This is a genomic window from Niabella sp. CPT15-335-S11 (genome assembly GCF_058792415.1).
Map to the genome: position 1 here is coordinate 1,579,018 of NZ_JBYTEI010000001.1, position 19,642 is coordinate 1,598,659.

Genomic DNA, 19,642 nt, shown 5'->3' on the forward strand with positions numbered 1-19,642 from the left:
AGAATTTTTATTAACCGAAATCAATCAGAGAAAACGTTTTCGTGAAGGTTTCACTGCGGCTTTCACCAGGAGCAACAGGAAAAAGCCTGCCGCCACGATAGAGAATATTCTGGAAAGGTAATCTCCGTGGCGACTGTAAAAAGTCGCCCCCGCATAGGCCGTAATATCCTGTTTGATCACACCCTGTTGTGCCCAGGGCAGCCGCTGGATGATATTTCCCGCCGGATCAATAAAGCAACTGATGCCGGTATTTGCACTCCGTGCCACCCATTTCCGGTTTTCGATGGCGCGCAGCCGCGCGTATTGCATATGTTGCTTGTAGCCCTGGGTATTTCCCCACCAACCGTCATTCGTGATCACGCAGATCAGGGTTGCTCCCCTGCGAGTAAAACCGGTGAGGTAGTCGCTGTAAATACTCTCATAGCAAATGGCTGGGGCTACTTGGAAACTCCGGTTGAAACTGGCGAGTGGCAGTGTGGCCGTGTCCGTGGTATATCCCCCGGTGGTGCCGCCGAATTTATCGAACAGCGGGGACATGAAACCTAAAAATGACGGCAGGACCTCTACCCCAGGGACGAGCTTTGATTTATGGTAGATCCTGAATTCATGCCCGTTGGTCAGTAAGGCACTGTTGTAACTTTCGTAATAACCGTCACCTCCGGGAACTTGTCTGGCGGTCCGGCTGTTTTTGTGATCAAACAACCTGACGCCTTCCAATCCGGTCAGCAGGTTGACCTGTGGATGTACTTTCAGGAAATTCCACACGGGCTCCAGGAGCATGTTGTCGGCAAGCCTGGCCTCATCAGCCTGAAAGGGAATGGCGGTCTCGGGCCAGACCACCAGCGCGGTGTTCGCATCAATTTGCTGTTGGGATAGTGCGATGAGTTTTTGAAGTTGGGCTTCCTGGCTGCCGGCCGCAAATTTCACTGTGTATGGATCAACATTCGGTTGCACAACCACAACATTGTATTTATTCTGTTCCACGAGGGGATTGATAGTGATCAGCCGGGAAACTAAAATGGGCAGCGCCAGTACGGCGATCCAGATCAGCAGGCTTTTGAAATATCCGGTGCTTCGTCCGCCGGCCCGATATTTTTCAAAAACCTGGAAAATCAGGATATTGCTGATCAGGATCCAAAGCGTACCGCCCGAAGCGCCGGTAAATTCATACCATTGCACCCATTCGGGATGCATGGCGAAAGCATTTCCCAGGGTCAGCCAGGGCCAGCTCAGATCCCAGTTGTGGTGTAGGAACTCATAGGCCACCCAGCATGCTGCAAGGGCCATCCCGGATATCAGCAAATTAAAATATCGCCGGAAGAAAAAATACAATAGCCAGGGAATACACATGATCAGGCTATTGACCAAAAACGCGCTGATTCCCCCCGGTATCGTGCTGTTGGCGATCCACCAGGTGGTGAGTACATTCCATAATATCACGGTAATAAAAGTGTACCCTAAAAATTTCTTCCAGTTGGTAACCTGCTCTGTCAGTCTGAACATGGGCAGCCAGGCGATGAAGATCAGGAAGGTGAGGGGTGAGGTCGGCCAGGCGGCCCAGAGAAGAAGGCCCCCCAGGAGGGCGAGCAGGAAGCCGGAGTATTTTGAGTTGATCATGTACAGGAAGTTGGATTTCAAAAATATGGAAAAACTCAATGGTTCAGGAACAAGGTTGCTTAATTGATGTGCCTAATGCCCGGGACGGCTTCTTTTTCCGGCGTATGTCTTATTTTTGCCGCCATGTCAACAGATATCAACAAATTCCAGGCGATCATTTCGCATTGTAAAGAGTACGGATTTATTTTCCCCAGCAGTGAAATCTATGATGGACTGGCTGCCGTATATGATTATGGACAATGGGGATCCGAACTGAAGAAGAACATCAAAGATAACTGGTGGAAGAATATGACCCAGTTGCGCGAAAATATCGTTGGGATTGATGCGGCCATTTTTATGCATCCAACTACCTGGAAAGCCAGCGGGCACGTGGATAATTTCAGCGACCCGATGATCGATAATAAGGACAGCAAGAAGCGCTACCGGGTGGATCACCTGATCGAGACATTTGCTGAAGAGCAGGAAGCACTCGGGAATACGGAAAAGGCAAAGGAAGTACTGGCTGCGATGGATGCACTGTTGGTAAAAGATGATTATGCCGGTCTGAAAGCATTGATCATAGACAATCACATCGTGTGCCCCGTGAGCAAGACGTCAAACTGGACCGACATCCGTCAGTTCAACCTGATGTTCAGTACCCAGCTTGGATCGGTGGCGGAAGATGCCAATGAAATTTACCTGCGTCCTGAAACGGCACAGGGGATCTTTGTCAATTTCTTAAATGTGCAAAAGAGCGGGCGGATGAAAATTCCGTTCGGGATTGCCCAGGTGGGCAAAGCGTTCCGGAATGAAATTGTAGCCCGTCAGTTCTTGTTCCGCATGCGCGAATTTGAGCAGATGGAAATGCAGTTTTTCATAAAGCCCGGTACGCAGAAGGAATGGTACGAGTACTGGAAAGAGACCAGGCTGGAATGGCATAAGAGCTTTGGCGCCGATCCTTCCAAATACCGTTTCCATGATCACGTAAAACTGGCGCACTACGCTGATGCCGCCTGTGATATTGAATTCGAGTTTCCCATTGGATTTAAAGAGGTGGAAGGTATCCACAGCCGGACTGATTTCGATCTGCGCAACCATCAGGAGTACAGCAAGAAGAAGATGCAGTATTTTGATACGGAGTTGAATCAAAATTATATTCCATATGTTATCGAGACCTCAATCGGCCTGGACCGCATGTTCCTATCGGTTGTCAGCAACGCATATACCGAAGAGGACTTGAGCACTGATGAGAAGAAGGACAGCCGGGTGGTGTTGAAGCTGCCGCCGCATGTAGCGCCGGTGAAGCTGGCTGTGTTCCCGCTTACGAAAAAAGATGGACTGCCGGAAATTGCCAGGGAGATCATGACGCAGAACAGGGCCGATTTCAGGTGTTTTTATGAAGAGAAGGATACCATTGGAAAACGCTACAGAAGGATGGACGCGATCGGAGTGCCGTTCTGTGTAACCGTTGACCATCAGACCAAAACCGATGAAACCGTTACGATCCGCCATCGCGACAGCATGGCGCAGGAGCGCATTCCCGTATCAAAGATCGGGGAGTATGTAGGGAAAGCACTTAAGTAAATTTTTTATTGAAAATTTTAAGGGAGATAAATTTAAAAGTCTTAATTTTGCGGTTTAACCATATGGTTAAACTAATTGGTTAGGATGGAATCTGTTCAGCATACTGAAGAACGAATCTTATCGGAGGCACGGAAAATATTCCAGGAAAAGGGGTACAATGGGACGCGTATGCAGGAAATCGCCGACCAATCTGGCGTCAACAAAGCCCTGGTGCATTATTATTTCAGGAACAAGGAAAGCCTGTTCCAGACAGTTTTTGAACAAACGCTGGCGGAGTTCTTACCGATAATATCCGCCTTCGAAACGGAAGAAGTGAGCTGGGAAGAAAAAGTGCAGCAGTTTATCAGAGACATCCGGAACTTTGCACAAAGCGGATCCATGCTGTTCCTGTTGCGGGAAATAAAAAGAAGCCCGGATCTGATCAGGAAAAGAAGTAACCGGCCACCTAAAAACCTGGTTGTTCAGTCCTTTCAAAAATGGATGGATGAAGGGCTGATCAGACAGACTGACCCAAATTTATTATACATATTTATAATTTCATTGAGTACTTTTCCAAGTGTCAATGAAAAAGGGTTCAGGACCACACTCCGGCTTTCGGGGAAGGAGTACGCGAACCTTATGCAGGATTATTACCATGCTGCGGCGCAGTTTTTTATACACGCCGTGCAAGTCAACAAAAATGGATGAAAAAAATATTTCTACTCGCATCCGGCCTGGGCTGTTTTTTCGGCCTGGCCGCCCAGCCAAAGACCGTGACCCTTCAGGATTTAAAAACTGAAGCCATTCAACACTATGCCGCAACCCGGCAAAAAGACCTATACCAGAAAGCTTTGGAGGTTTCTGACAAGATATTGCGCAGCACCTTGTATCCTCGGCTGAACCTGACCGGCTCAGGAACCTACCAGTCTGAAGTGACCTCGCTCAATATCCCAGGATCAAGTTTGGGCCTTCCGGAACAAAAGAAAGATCAATATAAAGCCGGATTGGAAACCCGTTACAATTTCAATGATCTGTTCAATTTTAAGACACAAAAGCAGATCGATCAAACCCAGACGGAATCCCGCCAATTGCAGGCTGATATCGATATCCAGCATCTCAAAGAACAGATAGATTACATATTTGCAAATATATTATACCTGGAGCAAAACAGAAAGATCACGTCGCTGAGGATCCAGGAAATCGGGTCCCGGATGGACAAAGTGACATCGGCGGTTAAAAACGGTGTTTCCCTGCCTTCAAACCTGCTGGCCTTGCAGTCTGATCAGCTTAGCAGTGAGCAAAAGACCGATGAGCTGAACAGCCAGATCCAATCGCTGGTGCAGTCACTGGTGATCCTGACCAACAGGCCGATTGATACCAGTTACACATTTGCATCCGGAGAAGCGCCGGTCAGGGACACCCAGTCGATCAGCCGGCCGGAGACCAGGCTCTTCGAAAAGCAACAGGGATTATATACACTTCAGCAGGAGCTGGTACGGAAGAACAACCGACCGCAGCTCTTTGTTTTTGGACAGGGATATTACGGCCGCCCCGGTTTCAATTTTCTGAATAATGATCTCCGGTTCTACGGCATCGGGGGTGTGGGCATCTCCTGGAATATTAACAGTCTCGCCATCCAGCACAAAAACCAGGAGTTGCTTGAGATCAGCAAGGCTCAGGTCAATGAACAAAAAAGTCTGTTTGATCAGCAGATCCGAATGAAGATCGTGCAGGAGGAAAATGAGATCAATCGTTATAAATCCATCATCGGGAAAGACTCCCTGATCGTTGCGGCGAGGGAAGCTATCCTGAAAGCCGCGGCCAGTCAACTGGAGAACGGTGTCATCACCTCCACAGAATACATCACGGAACTGAACGCACTGGATACGGCGAGGTTGAATGCCGTATTGCATACGGTTCAGTTATTTATTGCTAAACAAAACCTGAATACAACTTTAGGATACTAAAAAGAAATAAATGCAGGAAGGAAATCAATTGGAGCAAGCGCTCAAAAAGAAAGCCGGCAGGACCCGGACTTTATTGATCATACTGGGTAGCCTGGTCGTTGCGGGTGCGGTATTGCTCTACTACCTCAATAGCAGAAAACATGAAGTTACGGACAACGCGCAGGTGGACGGGACCATCCTGTCCGTCAGGCCTGCTGTGGGCGGGTTTGCCCTGAAAGTTTATTTTGAAGATAACCAATTCGTCAAAGAGGGTGATACCCTGGTGAAGATTGATGACCGCGATTATGTCGCGAAACTTGAGCAGGCGAAAGCAGCACTAGCCAGCGCAGTTGCCCAGGTGGATGTCATCAGGTCTGGCGCCCAGGCCGTGGCGCAGACAGCCAGCGCCGGGGCGTTAAGCGCCACCGCCCTAGAGCAAAATATTATTTCCGCACGTACCCAGCTTGAGCGTGCGCAAACCGATTATCAGCGTGCGCAGAACATGTTTAAAGACGCCGCCGTTACACAACAACAGTTGGACAATGCAAAGGCAGATGTAGTTACAGCAGGTGCCCATCTTAACAAGGCGATCGAAGATCAGAAAGTGCAGGTAAAGCAGGCGGGCAGCACCTACCAGTCGGCGGCCACGCAGGAAAAACAAATAAACCCGGCGCAGGCGCTGATAGAACAGCGCAAAGCCGAGCTCGATCTGGCACAGAGTCAGCTTGATCACACAGTGGTCACTGCACCTTTCAGCGGTGTTGTTTCAAAAAAATCCGTGGAGCCGGGGCAGTTGCTGCAAGCCGGACAGCCGGTTTGCGCTGAAGTGGATACGCGGAATATCTGGATCACCGCAAATTTTAAAGAAACCCAGTTGAAATTGATGAGGCCGGGTCAGCCGGTGAAAATCAGCGTGGACGCGTATAATACAAAGTTCACAGGAAAGGTTGAAAGTTTTGGCGGGGCAACAGGCGCGAAGTTTTCGCTGCTGCCGCCCGACAATGCCACAGGAAATTTTGTGAAAGTCACCCAGCGGGTACCAGTGAGGATCAGGATCGACAAGAACCCCGAGCAACTTGGTTTCCGGCTGGATCCCGGCATGAGTGTAAAGGTGGATGTAAAAGTTAAATAGATGGCAACAGCGTTATCCATACCGACTAAAAGAGTGTATCCGGTGGGTCTGGAGCGGATCGTGTTAATTGGAACTGCGATTACGGCATCGCTGCTTCAACTGATAGATTCCTCTATTGTCAACGTCTCCCTCCGGGAGATCGCCGGAAGTATTGGTGCAACGCCCACGGAAGTGGCCTGGATCGTGACGTCCTACGCAGTTTCCAATGTTATCATGATCCCGCTTTCGGGGATCCTGGGTGATTATTTTGGCAGGAAACCTTATTTTACTTTTTCCATTATCCTGTTTACCGTGGCATCTCTGTTTTGCGGAACCGCAAATGGTTTATGGACGATGGTATTCTGGCGATTTCTTCAGGGGTTAGGTGGCGGAGCACTGCTGACTACCGCGCAAACGATCGTCATTGAGTGTTTTCCGCCAGAGAAGCTGAGTATCGGCAACGGAATTTTTGGTGCAGGACTGGTATTGGGACCGACGATCGGGCCCAGCCTGGGTGGTTTTATTACCGACAATTATTCCTGGCACTGGATCTTTTTTATCAATGTACCGATTGGCGTTCTGGCGGCGATCCTTTCCTGGCAGTTCGTAAAAAACCGGGTCGGCGCTGTCAAACCGCGAATGGACTGGGCGGGTATAGCGTTCCTGGTCATGTTCGTGGGGGCCCTGCAATATATTTTGGAGGAAGGTCAGATAAACGACTGGTTTGAGAGCAACCTGATTTTGATTGTGGCGATGATTTCGCTATTGGGCCTTGTGGCTTTCATTTACTGGGAATGGACCTCGCCAAATCCGGCGGTGAATATCCGGTTGCTTAAATACAGGAATATGTGGGCCGGCGGTATTTTCACCGCAGTTTTAGGTATGATCCTTTTGGCTACGGTGTTTGTGTTTCCCCTGTTTGTACAAATAGGTTTGGGGTGGACCGCAACCAAGACGGGTAACTTCATGGTGACGGGTGCATTGGCCTCTGCAGTGGGAATGCTGGCAGTAGGCAGGATGTTGTCCAAGGGCATCAGTGCCAAAACCCTGATGCTGACGGGTGCGGCGATGGTGATCGTGTTTTCGGGGATTATGAGTTTCTCTTCCCCTGATTCGGATTCTGCAAACTTTTTCTGGCCGTTTATTTTGAGAGGATTAGGGATCAGCCTGATGATGTCGCCGGTGATGACGCTGACCATTCAGGGGATGAAGGGATCAGCGCTGGCGCAGTCAGCAGGTATTACAAATATGATCCGTCAGTTGGGGGGAGCAGTCGGGATTGCCGTAATGAATATTTTGCTCAATCACAGAAATGCTGTAAATTACAGTTACCTGTCACAGTACACTAACATTTACAACGACAAATTTTCGGATCGGCTGCAGATGCTTACGCAACAATTTATAGGGAAGGGCTATTACAAAGATCAGGCGGAGATGATGGCTTACCAGTTGTTGAATGGCAGCCTGATAAAGCAGGAATCCCTGGTGAGTTATAATAATATTTTCTGGATGGTGGCAGTGGCAACTTTGTGTGCGGTTCCGCTGATCCTGTTGACCAGGTCAAAGAAGGGAGGCGATTCGCATAGTGAAATGATCATGGATTAAATTTTTTGCAAATGGAAAAAATACTCGCGTGTCTGGATTTCAGTAAAAACAGTGATGAAGTTGAGAAACTTGCTGCCCGTTTCCTTACGGGATCTAATGAATACGAACTTTATTTTCTGACGGTGGTCAATACAAATATAGAATACTATCCTGTTGAGATGGGCATGTTCACAGACCCTTTTGAAGCACGGAGGGCCATTGCCAAAGAACTGCTGACTAAAGTAAAGGAAAAGTTTGGGGCAAACGGTGTACACATTATAACGAGCGCCGGCGATCCAAAAAAAGTGATCCTGGATATTGCCAACAATATCGAGGCGGATTTTATCATGATCGGTACCCATGGCCGCACGGGGTGGTCGCACCTGATGATGGGGAGTAATGCTGAATATGTGGTCCGGCATGCTACGATCCCGGTCATTTCAGTGCCGTATAACAAGCATGCACACTAAATACGTAAAATAATATTATCACTTATTAGTGATAAATAATTCAAGTAGTGATATTTTTGAATTACAAATTACGAAATACGTAAGTCAATTACGAATCACCAATCACCAATCACAAGCGACGGGCTGCGTAGGAAGTGTATTCTCTTAAACGTCTTCTTCCTGGGGCTCCAGGCGGACATAGAGCCGGTTATCCTTTACAAAATTGCACCATTCGCAGTCGGGCTTGCCGCAGCCTGTATAGAATTCTCTGTGTTGGATCTTATCCCAGGTGTCAGTGATCTGTTGTCTGACGGTCTCCAGGTCGGGCTCACTGAACCTGACTAGCGTCTTCTGATAATTACCATCTGAATCAGGCTCTATAAAATCAAATTCCGCGCTGACGGCATTCCAGTTTTTCAGCGGGTAGTTGTCCAGCAATAATTTATAAAATACTGCCTGCCGCCAATAATCGCCACCCTGATTGTTCTTATCATTGGGCGGTAATAATTTTTCTTTCGCTCTCGTCGAATCGCCGGTCTTATAATCTACGATATTGACGTCGTTCCCATGAAATTCCAGCTTGTCCATCTTTCCTTTGACGGGAACGCCTTTCACCACGGTATTGATATTTATTTCGGAGACGATCGTCTTGTTCCAGGTCGAAATATATTTATTGTAATACTCCGGAATAATAATGCTACCCTGTTCCATGCGCCTGTCAAATGCCTCTTTGGTAAAGCTCTCCCGGTTGCGGTTCATGAACCAGGAAAAGTCCGACACCACAACTTCGGCAGGAGGAAAAACGCCGTTGTCCTTCCGCATTTTCGAAAAGAGCTTTTCGAGCGCAAAATGTATGGCACTTCCGAATGTCAGGGCCTCATTCTTTCCCGAAGGTATCCGGATGAGGTTCTGATAATAGAATCGTAACGGGCATTGCAGGTAATTATTCAGTGCAGTCACGTTCATGACAAATTTTTCCAGAAGCTGACCGATGAAATCATCTTCCATCTCCGCCAATACGGGCGATTTCCCTTCCAGCATCACACGCTTGAAATCGAACATGTCCTCATCGCTCATGGAAATTTTTTCCACCGGCAAATCATAATGGTCCTGAATCTCCGCTATAAAACGGGAAGGTTCCCTTTCCCTCAGGTCATCGTGAAACCGGGAGTAAGATATGGTAAGAGATTTTTCCGCCCTGGTAATGGCCACGTAAAAAACCCTCCTCAATTCTTCCAGGTCATCGCCTCGTTGCCCCGATGTGAAAACATTTCCCGGGATAACAAATCCTCCGTTGGGTTTGCTTTTTTTCTCCCATAAATTTGAGTTGGCGCCTGCCAGGAATACGTATTCAAATTCCAAGCCCTTGCTGCCATGAGCCGTGAGGAGATTTACACCCTTATCATTTCCCGTCAGTTGTACCAGGGGTAGCGGGATCTTTTCCTTCACCATCACATCCAGCAGGTTGATCAGCTCACGCAGTGTCAGCCGCGGTTTTCGCCGGTTTTCTTCTTTCACGAAATCAAAAAATCCCGAGAGATATTGCATCAGAGCAGTCTTCTGCTCGTGCTTTAAGATATACCCCAATACACCGGCCCTGCGAATGACATTCTCGATCAGTTGCTGAATGGTTACATTTGGTACGTCTGCAATGAGTTGCTCCAGTGCCTGGCTGGTTTGCAACAAACTTTCGGGCAATCCGGGGTCAAATAAATCAACACCCGGCCGTCTTGCCCGGTCCGCCAAGGACTTCCGGATGGAAGTCGGTTCACCTTTAAAGCGTTGCCGGTTGACTTCCACCGTGATCTTCGCAATTTCTATCGGTGGGATATTAAAAAAATCATAATGCAAGATTTCAAAGAGCCTTTCATCACCACCGTAAGGTGCATCGAGTTCCTCATGAAGATAGCGAAGAATGGAAACAAATTTTCGGATAAAGGGCTGGTCCAGCAGGTTGATCTGGCGCTTGCTGTAAACCGGAATCTCCTTCACAGCAAAATAGCGTTTCAGCTCGTCGCCGTATTTGTTTTGCGCGTAGATTACCGCAATCTTTCCCGGTTCAACACCCTGTTTACAAAGTTCGGACACTTGCAGGCTAATGCCGGCCATCTCCTCTGCCATTGAGTTGTACTCTAGAATTGCTGGTTTGTTCTGTAGTTGATTGATCTTGTCGTTAGCCGCCACCAGGTCTTTGCTCAAACCCGGGATCTGGTTGACCAAACGTTCTTGGTTATTGGTGATCAGCGCCATGGAAACATCTAAGATGGGCTGCGTGCTCCGGTAATTATTGGTGAGAACAATAGTCTTCAGATCATTGACGTATTGATTGGCAAAGTTCAGCATGTTCTCTACGTTGGCGCCCTGGAACCGGTAGATGCTCTGGTCGTCGTCACCCACCACGAAAATATTGGGTTGTTCCCAGTAACGGATCAGCAGCTCTACGATCTGGTTTTGCGTACCGCTGCTATCCTGGAATTCATCGACCAGGATATACTGGAACCGTTCCTGGTAAATGGCAAGCAGGTTTTCATCTTCTTTAAAAGCTTTAATAACCCAGTTGATCATGTCGTCGAAATCGTAGCGGCCGTTCTGCTTCATCAAATCCTGGTAGTGATCAAACTCTTCTACGGCGGCCTTTAATTTTTCCATCCTTTTTACCTGGGCATAATAATCGGGCTTCAGGTCACCTGCTTTCCACCGGCCGGCCCTGGAAGTCTTGTATCTGTATTCATCGCTTGTTTCAATCTGCACCAGGTATTCTGTAATTCGTTCTTTAAGCCATGCTGGTTCCCATCCCTCGCTCTTCATGGTAGAGAACAGATTTGCCAGGTTTGGCACATCGTAATAAACATCGCCCCGGTATCTTTTTAGCGGGTGACCCTTTGGGAAGCTGTCGATGATCGATCGTTGGTATTCGATTCGTTCCAGGTCGGATACCGGATCCAGCGCAGATTTTTCAAAATAACTGAGGTTGTGCTGGATCACATCATTGCAAAAAGCGTGATAGGAATAAATGTTTACGCGAAAAGCATCGGCGCCGATGAATGACCTCAGCCTTTTGCGCATGGCGACCACGCCGGCATCGGTATAAGTCAGACAAAGAATATTCTCGGGTGAGGCCTGGGTTTCCAGGAGGATCTTCGCGATTCTTGCCGCCAGGATCTGCGTCTTTCCGGTGCCTGGTCCCGCGATTACCATCACCGGCCCTTCCAGGCTGTCAACCGCCTGGCGCTGCTGGTCGTTAAGTGCGGTATAAACCCCAGTGAAATATTCTTCAAGTTGCTTTTTTTGCAGAGACATGAGTTGTTATTTATTTTCAAGATAAGCACTTTCGTTCTGGAAACAGGGGGGCAGGTCAGAAATTGATCCTGAAACTGCCAAATACGCCAAATTTCTCGGATGCGCGCAGCGACTCATCGGTCGGCAATACCCGCCAGATAAAATCCACGCGTAAGAATTTCAGGATATTATCCAGGCCCGTGCCCACTTCCATATATGTCTTTCCATCCAGCGATTTAAAATGATAACCCTCGCGGTTGTTCAGCAGTTTGTTTTCATCAGAAAGCAGGCCCCACAGCGCTTTCACGGTATAAAACTGCCGCACTTTGAGTCGTGGAAGCAATCGGAAAATACCGTTGCCGATAATATGTTCGTAATTCAGGCCCGCGAACCGGTCGTGAACATACTCATAACGGCTCATCATATTAAACGCGTATTTATTATAATAGTACAGTTCATTGCCCGGCGCTATTTCCAGAAAAGTATAGGGCAGGGTACCGAAGGTCCGTCCCGTGTAAAGCTGGAAGGCAATGGTCCCGAATGGCGGTGTTTTGATATTGTCCGAAACACTTGCCAGCAGCCGGGTGTAGGGAAAGCGGCTGCCCAGCAGACCGCTGAATCCCTTGACCAGCGTGCCTTCTACAATGGGGTAGGGGCTGCCCAGGCTGGTGCGGTAAAACTGCGATTCCAGGAATTTTTCCTGATAGGCAAACCGGAGTTTCAAAGCTATTTCCGAACTCACTAATTGTTTGAGGCCGGTACCGAAAGAATCGGCGGGCATCAGGTTCTTCAGCGGCGTATAGCGAAGGTTCTTCAGCGATATTTTGGCAGAAAAGCCAGTACGTAGTTCATTAAAAAACTCCAGGTCGGTTGTTTCCAGGTTGATATATTTCCGGGGGATATTAGGTTTGCGGATCGCGAAGGTGAAAATATTATCCTGTGAGATCTCCCCATAATAATTTTGCCCGAAATCCAGGTCGTTCCGGTAGCCCAGGTGCCAGTACTGCCGCGGATCTTTCCGGGGGAGGTAAAATAATTCTGCTTCGCCTTTAACTTTCCGGTCGGTAAACCCATAGGCCAGGTAGGTATGCCATCGGAGGGCTTTATTGAAGTACTTGTTGCTGGCTACGTCGAACCGGGTCCTGAATCCTTCCCAGCCATTGCCCGAAAACCAGTTGTATGCCGATCCGAATTGCACATTACCCACGTCAAAATAACCGGTGGTCAGAAACACCACCTGCCGCGTGATCTTCTGATAGGAGGGTGTATTGATCAGCGTATCGATCATCCGGATGATCCCCTTTTCAGCCCGGCTCAGCGGTTCATGCCGCGTAGAGTCCCAGAAAGCCTTGCTCCTGTCGGAGGCCTTGCTCAGCACGATCACTTCTTCCTGCTGTTTATTTCGCGCCAGTCTGTTCGTGACCGAACTGTCATTGACGACAATATTCCGGTAGGTGCTTGTTTTGTGACCGACGACCCCGGGTGTCTTATTGCTCAGTGGGGAGACATCCACCACCATTTTTTCGCGGGAGACAAACCAACTGCTGTCGGCCAGTCTTTTAAACTCCTGCACAAAACTGAACCGATCCATGAAATTGATATCAGCGGTCTTGTCGAGGGAAAGATTCATTTTCCAGATCGCGAAGCTGCCCACGTGCACCCAGCAGTCGCCTTCAAAGGTGTTCATGCCTTTTCTGCGGGGAGTGAACAGAAGCCGGTAGTAGCGACTGCTCCCGATATATTGTGTATCGGTTACATAGTACTTATAATAGAAATCGCCGTTGTCGCTGATGGGGCTGACGAATTCTTTGTTGAAGACATTAATAAAATTATTATATACGTTGAATACCTGGTCCATCCCGCCCAGGAACTTCACGATGCTTTCATTCTTTACGCCGTTGGTGTTGACTGCGATGATCTCTTCCCGGCGTTTCAGCGGTTTCTTCTGATAGTAATAATTTGAGATTGTCTCTGTGAGGTAGGTCGGCAGGATACGCTGTCCTTCAAGGGTATCGATGTTTTGGTGAATCAGTTCATGGATAGGCCGGAAAGGTTTGATGTTTGAGATGCGTTCCAGGCTTTTGAAATTCTTCAGATCTACTTCCAGCTTGTTGTAGAGTTCGTAAGAAAAATTATCAAATTTATAACGATTGTTCTCCGGTTTATGCTGAACGATCTTCTTCCAAAGCCAGAGGCCTTTGTCAATTTTCACGGTCACCACCACGTTTTCATTGAATGTTCCCCGGTCCATGGGGATGGTTACGGTGAGGTCGTTTTTGGAAGGATCCACCACCAGGAAATAAGGCTGAAATCCCACTCTGGTGATGGTTAGCGTGTCTGACGGCCAGGTATTTGCGCTGAGGCCGAAGTTTCCGGAAGAGTCGGAGATGGTGCCCAGTGAAGTTCCCTGAAACTGAATGGAGGCGAACGGCACGGGTTCTTCGCTGTGGGAATCCCTGACTGTACCCCGGATGGTTTTTTGTGCAAGAGCATAGCTGCTCCCAAACAATAACAGGAAGATTATAACCGGGTACTTCTTCATTCGTTCGCAAAACTAAGGGGTTTGAGGTTAACCGCTTTTTCCTTCGGGCACCGGATCTTGAGACAGAAAGTTCGCGGAATACAATCCGCCCTCACCAGCCGCAAGAGCTAGCTTAAGTAAATATCTCTCGTCGTAGCGAAGCGGAGACCCGGCAAAACGGGACTGGTTCGGGTGGACGGGATCGTGCCATTCAGGATAATTCCTTTAAAGTATCTTTGGAGGCTAAATAGGAAGTTCATGTTACATGTCCACCGTTTCGAATTTAATCCCTTCAGGGAGAATACTTATGTGTTGTATGATGAGGCTGGCGAGTGCGCGATCATTGATCCGGGATGTTATTCGGAAGATGAGCGCGGGAAGCTGCAGGATTTTATCGTGTCGAATGCGCTGAAGCCTGTGTATCTGCTTAACACGCATTGCCACCTGGATCATGTTTTTGGGAATACGTTTGTTGCCCAAACCTGGGGATTACCACTGTACCTGCACGAGTTGGAAAAAAATGTGTTGCGACATGCGACTGAATCGGGCGATATGTACGGGGTGCCGTTTGACGGTTACAAGGGTGACATGCAACTGCTGATACCCGGGGAGGTGTTGAAAATCGGCAATGGCCAATTGAAGATATTATTCACGCCGGGTCATTCACCGGGCAGTGTTTCACTTTATAATGAGGCGGACGGATATGTGATCAGCGGCGATGTTTTGTTTAGTGGAAGTGTTGGCCGGACAGACCTCCGGGGCGGGAATTTTGACGTACTGGAGCAGTCGATCCGGACGCAGCTTTACAGTCTGCCCGATGCAACCAAAGTATACCCTGGTCATGGTGGCGGCACGTCGATCGGTTTTGAAAAAACCAATAATCCGTTTGTGCGGGAGGATTAGGTGTAGGATATTGAATTTTATTAATATTCGATTTATTGTGATTATCGCCACTCTACATTTTATCAAGCAATTCTTTTTTTACCAACTCGTATGCTGTTTGGTAATCATACACTTCATCGGGACGTATCAAGCCAACAATATCTCCCACGAAGTAATTGTCCTTTAACTTCAATTTATGCAGTGCTGTCCCCCCACGGAAAGCCAAATGCTCTGCCAGGTAATCATCGCGGAAAATTTCTACCAATGCTCGGCAAATTACCAAATCCTGTTCAATCTGTTCATTGGTCTGCCATGAAACAGTATTACTCCATTCTATTATATCACTCTGTGGTATCATTCGTCAATTTCAATTTTAGTGTTCACTATTATTTTCCATCGCTCGTCTGACGAAAAACCAACTTTCGGAGCGGAAGTCCTTAACGGAATACGAAAAAATTCCAGTTCTGCCTTTTTGCTCACTTCATAAAGATGCTTTCCTATATCTTTCTGCAGTACTACTTCCAACAAAAAGCCCAATCGTTGAATAGCTGTAACAGGGACTTCTTTCAAAAGGTGTTCAGTTATTTGTTCTGACTTTATGGCGTATGCCAGTTCATTCAAAATAGTTGCAGCTCTATCAAGTCCTCCAATTCGTTTATCAAATTGTACCAGATCCACCGCGGTTAGGGCAGGATTAGATATATTGATAAAGCCGGTTTCCGTTTTTTTCTTTTCAAGGAACAGAGTAGGAACCTCCTTTTTACTAATATAGTTTATTTTGATGCCCTTTTTGCTGGTTGGCCGCAATGTGGGGAAGTCGCTAAATACAAAAAACTCCTGTGGCTGTTGATGTGCCGCGCCATAAAAGACAGCAGCGTTTAACAGGCCCACATAATAAGGTCTTTCCAAAAATTTCATTAAACCATCTATAAATAATGGTGGTGGCAATATTCCTTTTGAAGCATATTGCGGTGTTATGATTAAATAATAACCTTTGTGTACAGATGTAATTTTACCTTTTTTGGTAAGTCTTGATAACTTCGATTTAAGGGTAACCTCTTTATCATCGATAAATGCAGTTCTCACATCGTCCAGGCTAAAAGAATTTTTTCCTTTTGATGCGAGGCTCTCAACCCAATCCGATATTGGCATATAGCTTTTCACAAGAGTAATTTTTTGCGGAAAATACCGAATTTCGACAATTTATGCAAAAAATCTCTCTTTTAACGACTGCCAATTCATACAATCGATTCACCCTTCCCTCGCCACCTTTGCGGCGACAATTTGCCCCCTCCAGTTGCTCCATCACATCGTTGAGGTTAGCATTCACGAAAGGATTGATCAGTGCCTCAATTCAAAAAAGGCCTGTTTTTGGCGAACGTGAAATGGCGCTTTAACTTTGAAAAAAGTTCCTGTGGCAAAAGTAATTATTACGGGCGGCAGCGGACTTATCGGCAGCGCGCTCGCGAAACGTTTGATTGAGAATAATCACGATGTAGTGATATTCTCGAGGAACAGGTCGCTCCCAAAACCGGTAACGAGCCTCACCTATTTACCCTGGGAGCCGGAAAAAAATGAAATCGACCGGAAGGCCGTGGCTGACGCGGATTATATCATTAACCTGGCCGGGGCCAATATATCCCAAAAAAGATGGACAAGCGGCCGTAAACAGGAACTGATCAACAGCCGCGTAAAAAGCACCTCGCTGATCTGCTCTGCCATCGCCGAAAACCCTCAACAACTGAAAGCGCTGGTCAGTGCCTCCGCTGTCGGCTGGTATGGGCCCGATCCCCAAACTCCCAATCCGCATCCCTTTACCGAAGAAGATCCGCATGCCCCCGATTTTTTCGGACAACTCTGCGACCACTGGGAACAGAGCCTTCAGCCCATTCAGGCGCTGGGCAAGCGGGTCGTGATCCTGCGCACCGGAATCGTCCTGAGCCCGGCGGGCGGCGCCCTGGCGGAATTTATCAGGCCGCTTAGGTTTGGGATAAAGACCATTTTCGGTAACGGGCAACAAGCCATAAGCTGGATCCATTTGGACGACCTGGTCAGACTGTACCTGGCCGCCATGGAACAGGAGAGTTTTTCAGGAATTTATAATGCTGTCTCCCCAAATCCGGTAACACTCAGGGATCTGATGGATGCACTGGCCCTGGCTACAAGCAGGAAGACCTTGCTGAAACTGCCAGTCCCCGCCTTCGTATTGAAATTAGCCCTGGGAGAAATCAGTACCGAGTTGCTCAAAAGCGTGACAGTCAGCAGTGAAAAGCTCAGCCAGACAGGGTTTGAATCCAACTGGCCGGAAATCAGCGGGGCGCTGGAGAATCTGGTGGGAGGAGATTTTAGACACTAGATATTACCCGCCCGAACGTACCGTTCGGTACGGGCGGGGATATTAGATATTATCTATACGAGAGTTACTGGTATTTTATTACTTGATATTTTAGCGCGCACCACATTCATTAAACCAGTCTTCCGCCGTTACGAATTATTCGTAATTCGTAATTGAAAATTCGTAATTCTCCCAACCTAAACCTATGCCTCACCCTGAAAATCAAACCCCAAACACCTTATTCAGCCATTCTAACCTACATTTGTACAGTCAGTCTAAAAAATTTACGAATGAAATATTTACCACTGAACCCGAAGATCTTTATCAACAACCGCAAACGGTTTGTTGCCAACATGCAGAAAAATTCTATCGCCATCTTCGTCGCCAATGACGAAGTACCCGAAAACGGCGATGCCCTTTACAAATACAAACCCAATAGCGACCTGTTCTGGCTCACCGGCATCAGGCAGGAAGATAGCATGCTGATCCTGTTCCCCGATAACCCCGACCCAAAATATAAAGAAGTCCTGGTCCTCGTCAGGCCCAACGAAATGAAAGAAAAATGGGACGGGAAACGACTCCGCAAGGAAGAAGCAACCGCCATCAGCGGAATCAGCACCATCGTCTGGCTCGACGCGCTGAACGGCCTGCTGCAGTCCTGGATCCACGCGGCAGAAAACATCTACCTGGACACCAACGAAAACGACCGCAAAGGCTCCTGGCTCGAAACCCGCCAGTACCGCTACATCCGCGAAATGCAGACCCGCTACCCCCTTCACCATTACTTTAGGGCCGCACCCCTGCTGCTGGAGTTGAGGGCCATCAAGACACCGGAAGAAGTGGAAGTCACCAAAAAAGCCATCGATATTACCGCGAATGCCTTTAACCGGCTACTCTCATTTATCAGGCCCGGCGTCTGGGAATTTGAGATCGAAGCTGAAGTGATCCACTCATTCCTGAGCCAGCGTGCTACCCGCGAAGCCTATGGCAGCATCATCGCCAGTGGTGACCGCGCACGCATCCTCCACTATGTAAGCAACAACGGCCAATGCCTGGCAGGCGAGCTGGTGCTGATGGATTTTGGCGCTGAATACGGCGGATACAACGCCGATCTTACCCGGACCGTACCGGTGAGCGGCAAATTTTCAAAGAGACAAAAAGAAGTCTATAACGCCTGCCTGCACTTGCATCGCTACGCAGCCTCCATCCTGAAACCCGGCATTACCATCATGGATTATACGGATCTGGTGGGTGATGAGGCGACTAAAGAATTTATTAAACTGGGACTACTTACCCGCGCAGATGTGAAAAATCAGGATCCGGAAAATAAGGCCTACCGGAAATATCTCTACCACGGTATCTCGCACCACCTGGGCGTGGATGTGCACGACCTGGGCCCCTTCAGGAAACCACTCAAAGCAGGGATGGTGCTGACCATTGAGCCGGGCATTTATATTGAAGAGGAACAAATGGGTATCCGCATTGAGAATAATTTCTGGCTGACCCGCAGCGGGAATATCGACCTGATGAAACAGATCCCCATCGAAGCCAATGATATCGAAAGACTGATGAAGAAATAAATGCTGCTTTACGTTGAAACAGATCCCCAATTTATTTACGCTGCTCAATCTTTTTTTCGGATGCCTGGCCATCGTCTTTATCCTCCAATACAGACCGGGGGACGAAGGATTTAATCTGACAGGACTATACCTCCTCGGTGGCACCGCCTGCATCTTCCTGGCAGCCCTGATAGATTTCCTGGATGGATTTGTGGCCCGGTTGTTTAAGGCAACCTCCGCAATGGGCGCGCAACTGGATTCACTGGCGGATGTAGTAAGCTTTGGAGTCGCACCCGGCATGATCTTATACAAATTCCTGGAGTTGTCGGCAACACATTCCCCGGTGTGGCAGTCGGCGGGCATCTGGTTGCAATTACCCGCATTCATTTTTCCCTGCGCGGCCGCATGGCGACTCGCAAAATTCAACCTGGATAAAGAGCAGCAATACTATTTTAAAGGAGTGCCTACGCCCGCAGCCGGACTCACCATCGCCTCGCTGCCCATGGTAAATAGGTTTCCGCTTAACATGGAAGCGCTCAGTAGCAGTCCATTTATTATCTATGGGATTATCCTGCTCATGAGTTGGCTGATGGTGAGCAATCTTCCGTTGATCAGCTTAAAATTCAAAAGCAAGTCAGTAAAAGACAATATGGACAAGATCATTTTAGGCGTATTTGGTCTGATAGCCGTATTGTTTTTACAGTGGACTGCCGTGCCGGTCATGTTCGTTGGCTACCTTATCGTATCTTTGATTTTTAAGCCGGGCCGGAGTAAACCTACAGCCTGAAACGCAGGAGAGGTAAACTGGAGCAGGGAT

15 protein-coding genes are annotated in these 19,642 nt (G+C 48.1%); 10 read left to right on the top strand and 5 right to left on the bottom strand.

Going from position 1 to position 19,642, the window contains the following annotated elements:
• Nucleotides 1-24: 24 nt before the first annotated feature.
• The gene (gene lnt, locus AC3WS5_RS06385) at nt 25-1,617 is read right to left on the bottom strand and encodes an apolipoprotein N-acyltransferase (RefSeq protein ID WP_492466420.1); all 1,593 of its coding nucleotides are present in this window, start codon (nt 1,615-1,617) and stop codon (nt 25-27) included.
• Between the two features lie 123 nt (nt 1,618-1,740).
• Here lnt and AC3WS5_RS06390 point away from each other — a divergent pair, with 123 nt between their 5' ends.
• The 6 genes from AC3WS5_RS06390 to AC3WS5_RS06415 all read left to right on the top strand — a co-directional run bounded on the left by AC3WS5_RS06390 (nt 1,741) and on the right by AC3WS5_RS06415 (nt 8,270).
• Nucleotides 1,741-3,180 carry a glycine--tRNA ligase gene (locus AC3WS5_RS06390; protein ID WP_492466421.1) on the top strand — a complete coding sequence of 480 codons (1,440 nt, stop codon included), beginning with the start codon at nt 1,741-1,743 and terminating at the stop codon, nt 3,178-3,180.
• 84 nt (nt 3,181-3,264) lie between these two features.
• Nucleotides 3,265-3,867 (top strand): TetR/AcrR family transcriptional regulator, encoded by a 603-nt coding sequence (locus AC3WS5_RS06395; protein ID WP_492466422.1) that lies wholly within the window; start codon nt 3,265-3,267, stop codon nt 3,865-3,867.
• Entirely contained in the window at nt 3,864-5,126 is a 1,263-nt protein-coding gene (locus AC3WS5_RS06400) for a TolC family protein (RefSeq protein ID WP_492466423.1), read from the top strand. The genes AC3WS5_RS06395 and AC3WS5_RS06400 overlap by 4 nt, the downstream gene beginning before the upstream one ends.
• Before the next feature lie 10 nt (nt 5,127-5,136).
• A complete protein-coding gene (locus AC3WS5_RS06405) occupies nt 5,137-6,237 on the top strand; it encodes an HlyD family secretion protein (protein WP_492466424.1) in 1,101 nt (366 codons plus the stop codon).
• Nucleotides 6,238-7,821, top strand: a complete 1,584-nt coding sequence (locus AC3WS5_RS06410; protein WP_492466425.1) for a DHA2 family efflux MFS transporter permease subunit — start codon at nt 6,238-6,240, stop codon at nt 7,819-7,821.
• 11 nt (nt 7,822-7,832) lie between these two features.
• Nucleotides 7,833-8,270 (top strand): universal stress protein, encoded by a 438-nt coding sequence (locus AC3WS5_RS06415; protein ID WP_492466426.1) that lies wholly within the window; start codon nt 7,833-7,835, stop codon nt 8,268-8,270.
• Between the two features lie 144 nt (nt 8,271-8,414).
• Here the strand turns inward: AC3WS5_RS06415 and AC3WS5_RS06420 are convergent, their stop codons facing one another.
• Nucleotides 8,415-11,549 carry an ATP-dependent helicase gene (locus AC3WS5_RS06420; RefSeq protein WP_492466427.1) on the bottom strand — a complete coding sequence of 1,045 codons (3,135 nt, stop codon included), beginning with the start codon at nt 11,547-11,549 and terminating at the stop codon, nt 8,415-8,417.
• Nucleotides 11,550-11,604: 55 nt separating this feature from the next.
• Nucleotides 11,605-14,070: a DUF5686 and carboxypeptidase-like regulatory domain-containing protein gene (locus tag AC3WS5_RS06425; RefSeq protein ID WP_492466428.1), complete on the bottom strand. Its 2,466-nt coding sequence runs from the start codon at nt 14,068-14,070 to the stop codon at nt 11,605-11,607.
• A gap of 237 nt (nt 14,071-14,307) precedes the next feature.
• Here AC3WS5_RS06425 and AC3WS5_RS06430 point away from each other — a divergent pair, with 237 nt between their 5' ends.
• Nucleotides 14,308-14,952 (top strand): MBL fold metallo-hydrolase, encoded by a 645-nt coding sequence (locus tag AC3WS5_RS06430; protein ID WP_492466429.1) that lies wholly within the window; start codon nt 14,308-14,310, stop codon nt 14,950-14,952.
• A 52-nt stretch (nt 14,953-15,004) separates the two neighbouring features.
• Here AC3WS5_RS06430 and AC3WS5_RS06435 read toward each other — a convergent pair whose 3' ends face one another.
• Both AC3WS5_RS06435 and AC3WS5_RS06440 read right to left on the bottom strand, forming a co-directional pair.
• Entirely contained in the window at nt 15,005-15,289 is a 285-nt protein-coding gene (locus AC3WS5_RS06435; protein WP_492466430.1) for a hypothetical protein, read from the bottom strand.
• A complete protein-coding gene (locus AC3WS5_RS06440) occupies nt 15,286-16,095 on the bottom strand; it encodes a type IV toxin-antitoxin system AbiEi family antitoxin domain-containing protein (RefSeq protein ID WP_492466431.1) in 810 nt (269 codons plus the stop codon). The genes AC3WS5_RS06435 and AC3WS5_RS06440 overlap by 4 nt, the downstream gene beginning before the upstream one ends.
• 250 nt (nt 16,096-16,345) lie before the next feature.
• Between AC3WS5_RS06440 and AC3WS5_RS06445 the strand changes: the two genes are divergently transcribed.
• The 3 genes from AC3WS5_RS06445 (at nt 16,346) to AC3WS5_RS06455 (ending at nt 19,612) form a co-directional block, all read left to right on the top strand.
• Nucleotides 16,346-17,287: a TIGR01777 family oxidoreductase gene (locus AC3WS5_RS06445; protein WP_492466432.1), complete on the top strand. Its 942-nt coding sequence runs from the start codon at nt 16,346-16,348 to the stop codon at nt 17,285-17,287.
• A gap of 269 nt (nt 17,288-17,556) precedes the next feature.
• Nucleotides 17,557-18,846 (top strand): aminopeptidase P N-terminal domain-containing protein, encoded by a 1,290-nt coding sequence (locus tag AC3WS5_RS06450; RefSeq protein WP_492466433.1) that lies wholly within the window; start codon nt 17,557-17,559, stop codon nt 18,844-18,846.
• Between the two features lie 13 nt (nt 18,847-18,859).
• Entirely contained in the window at nt 18,860-19,612 is a 753-nt protein-coding gene (locus AC3WS5_RS06455) for a CDP-alcohol phosphatidyltransferase family protein (RefSeq protein ID WP_492466434.1), read from the top strand.
• Nucleotides 19,613-19,642: the final 30 nt, after the last annotated feature.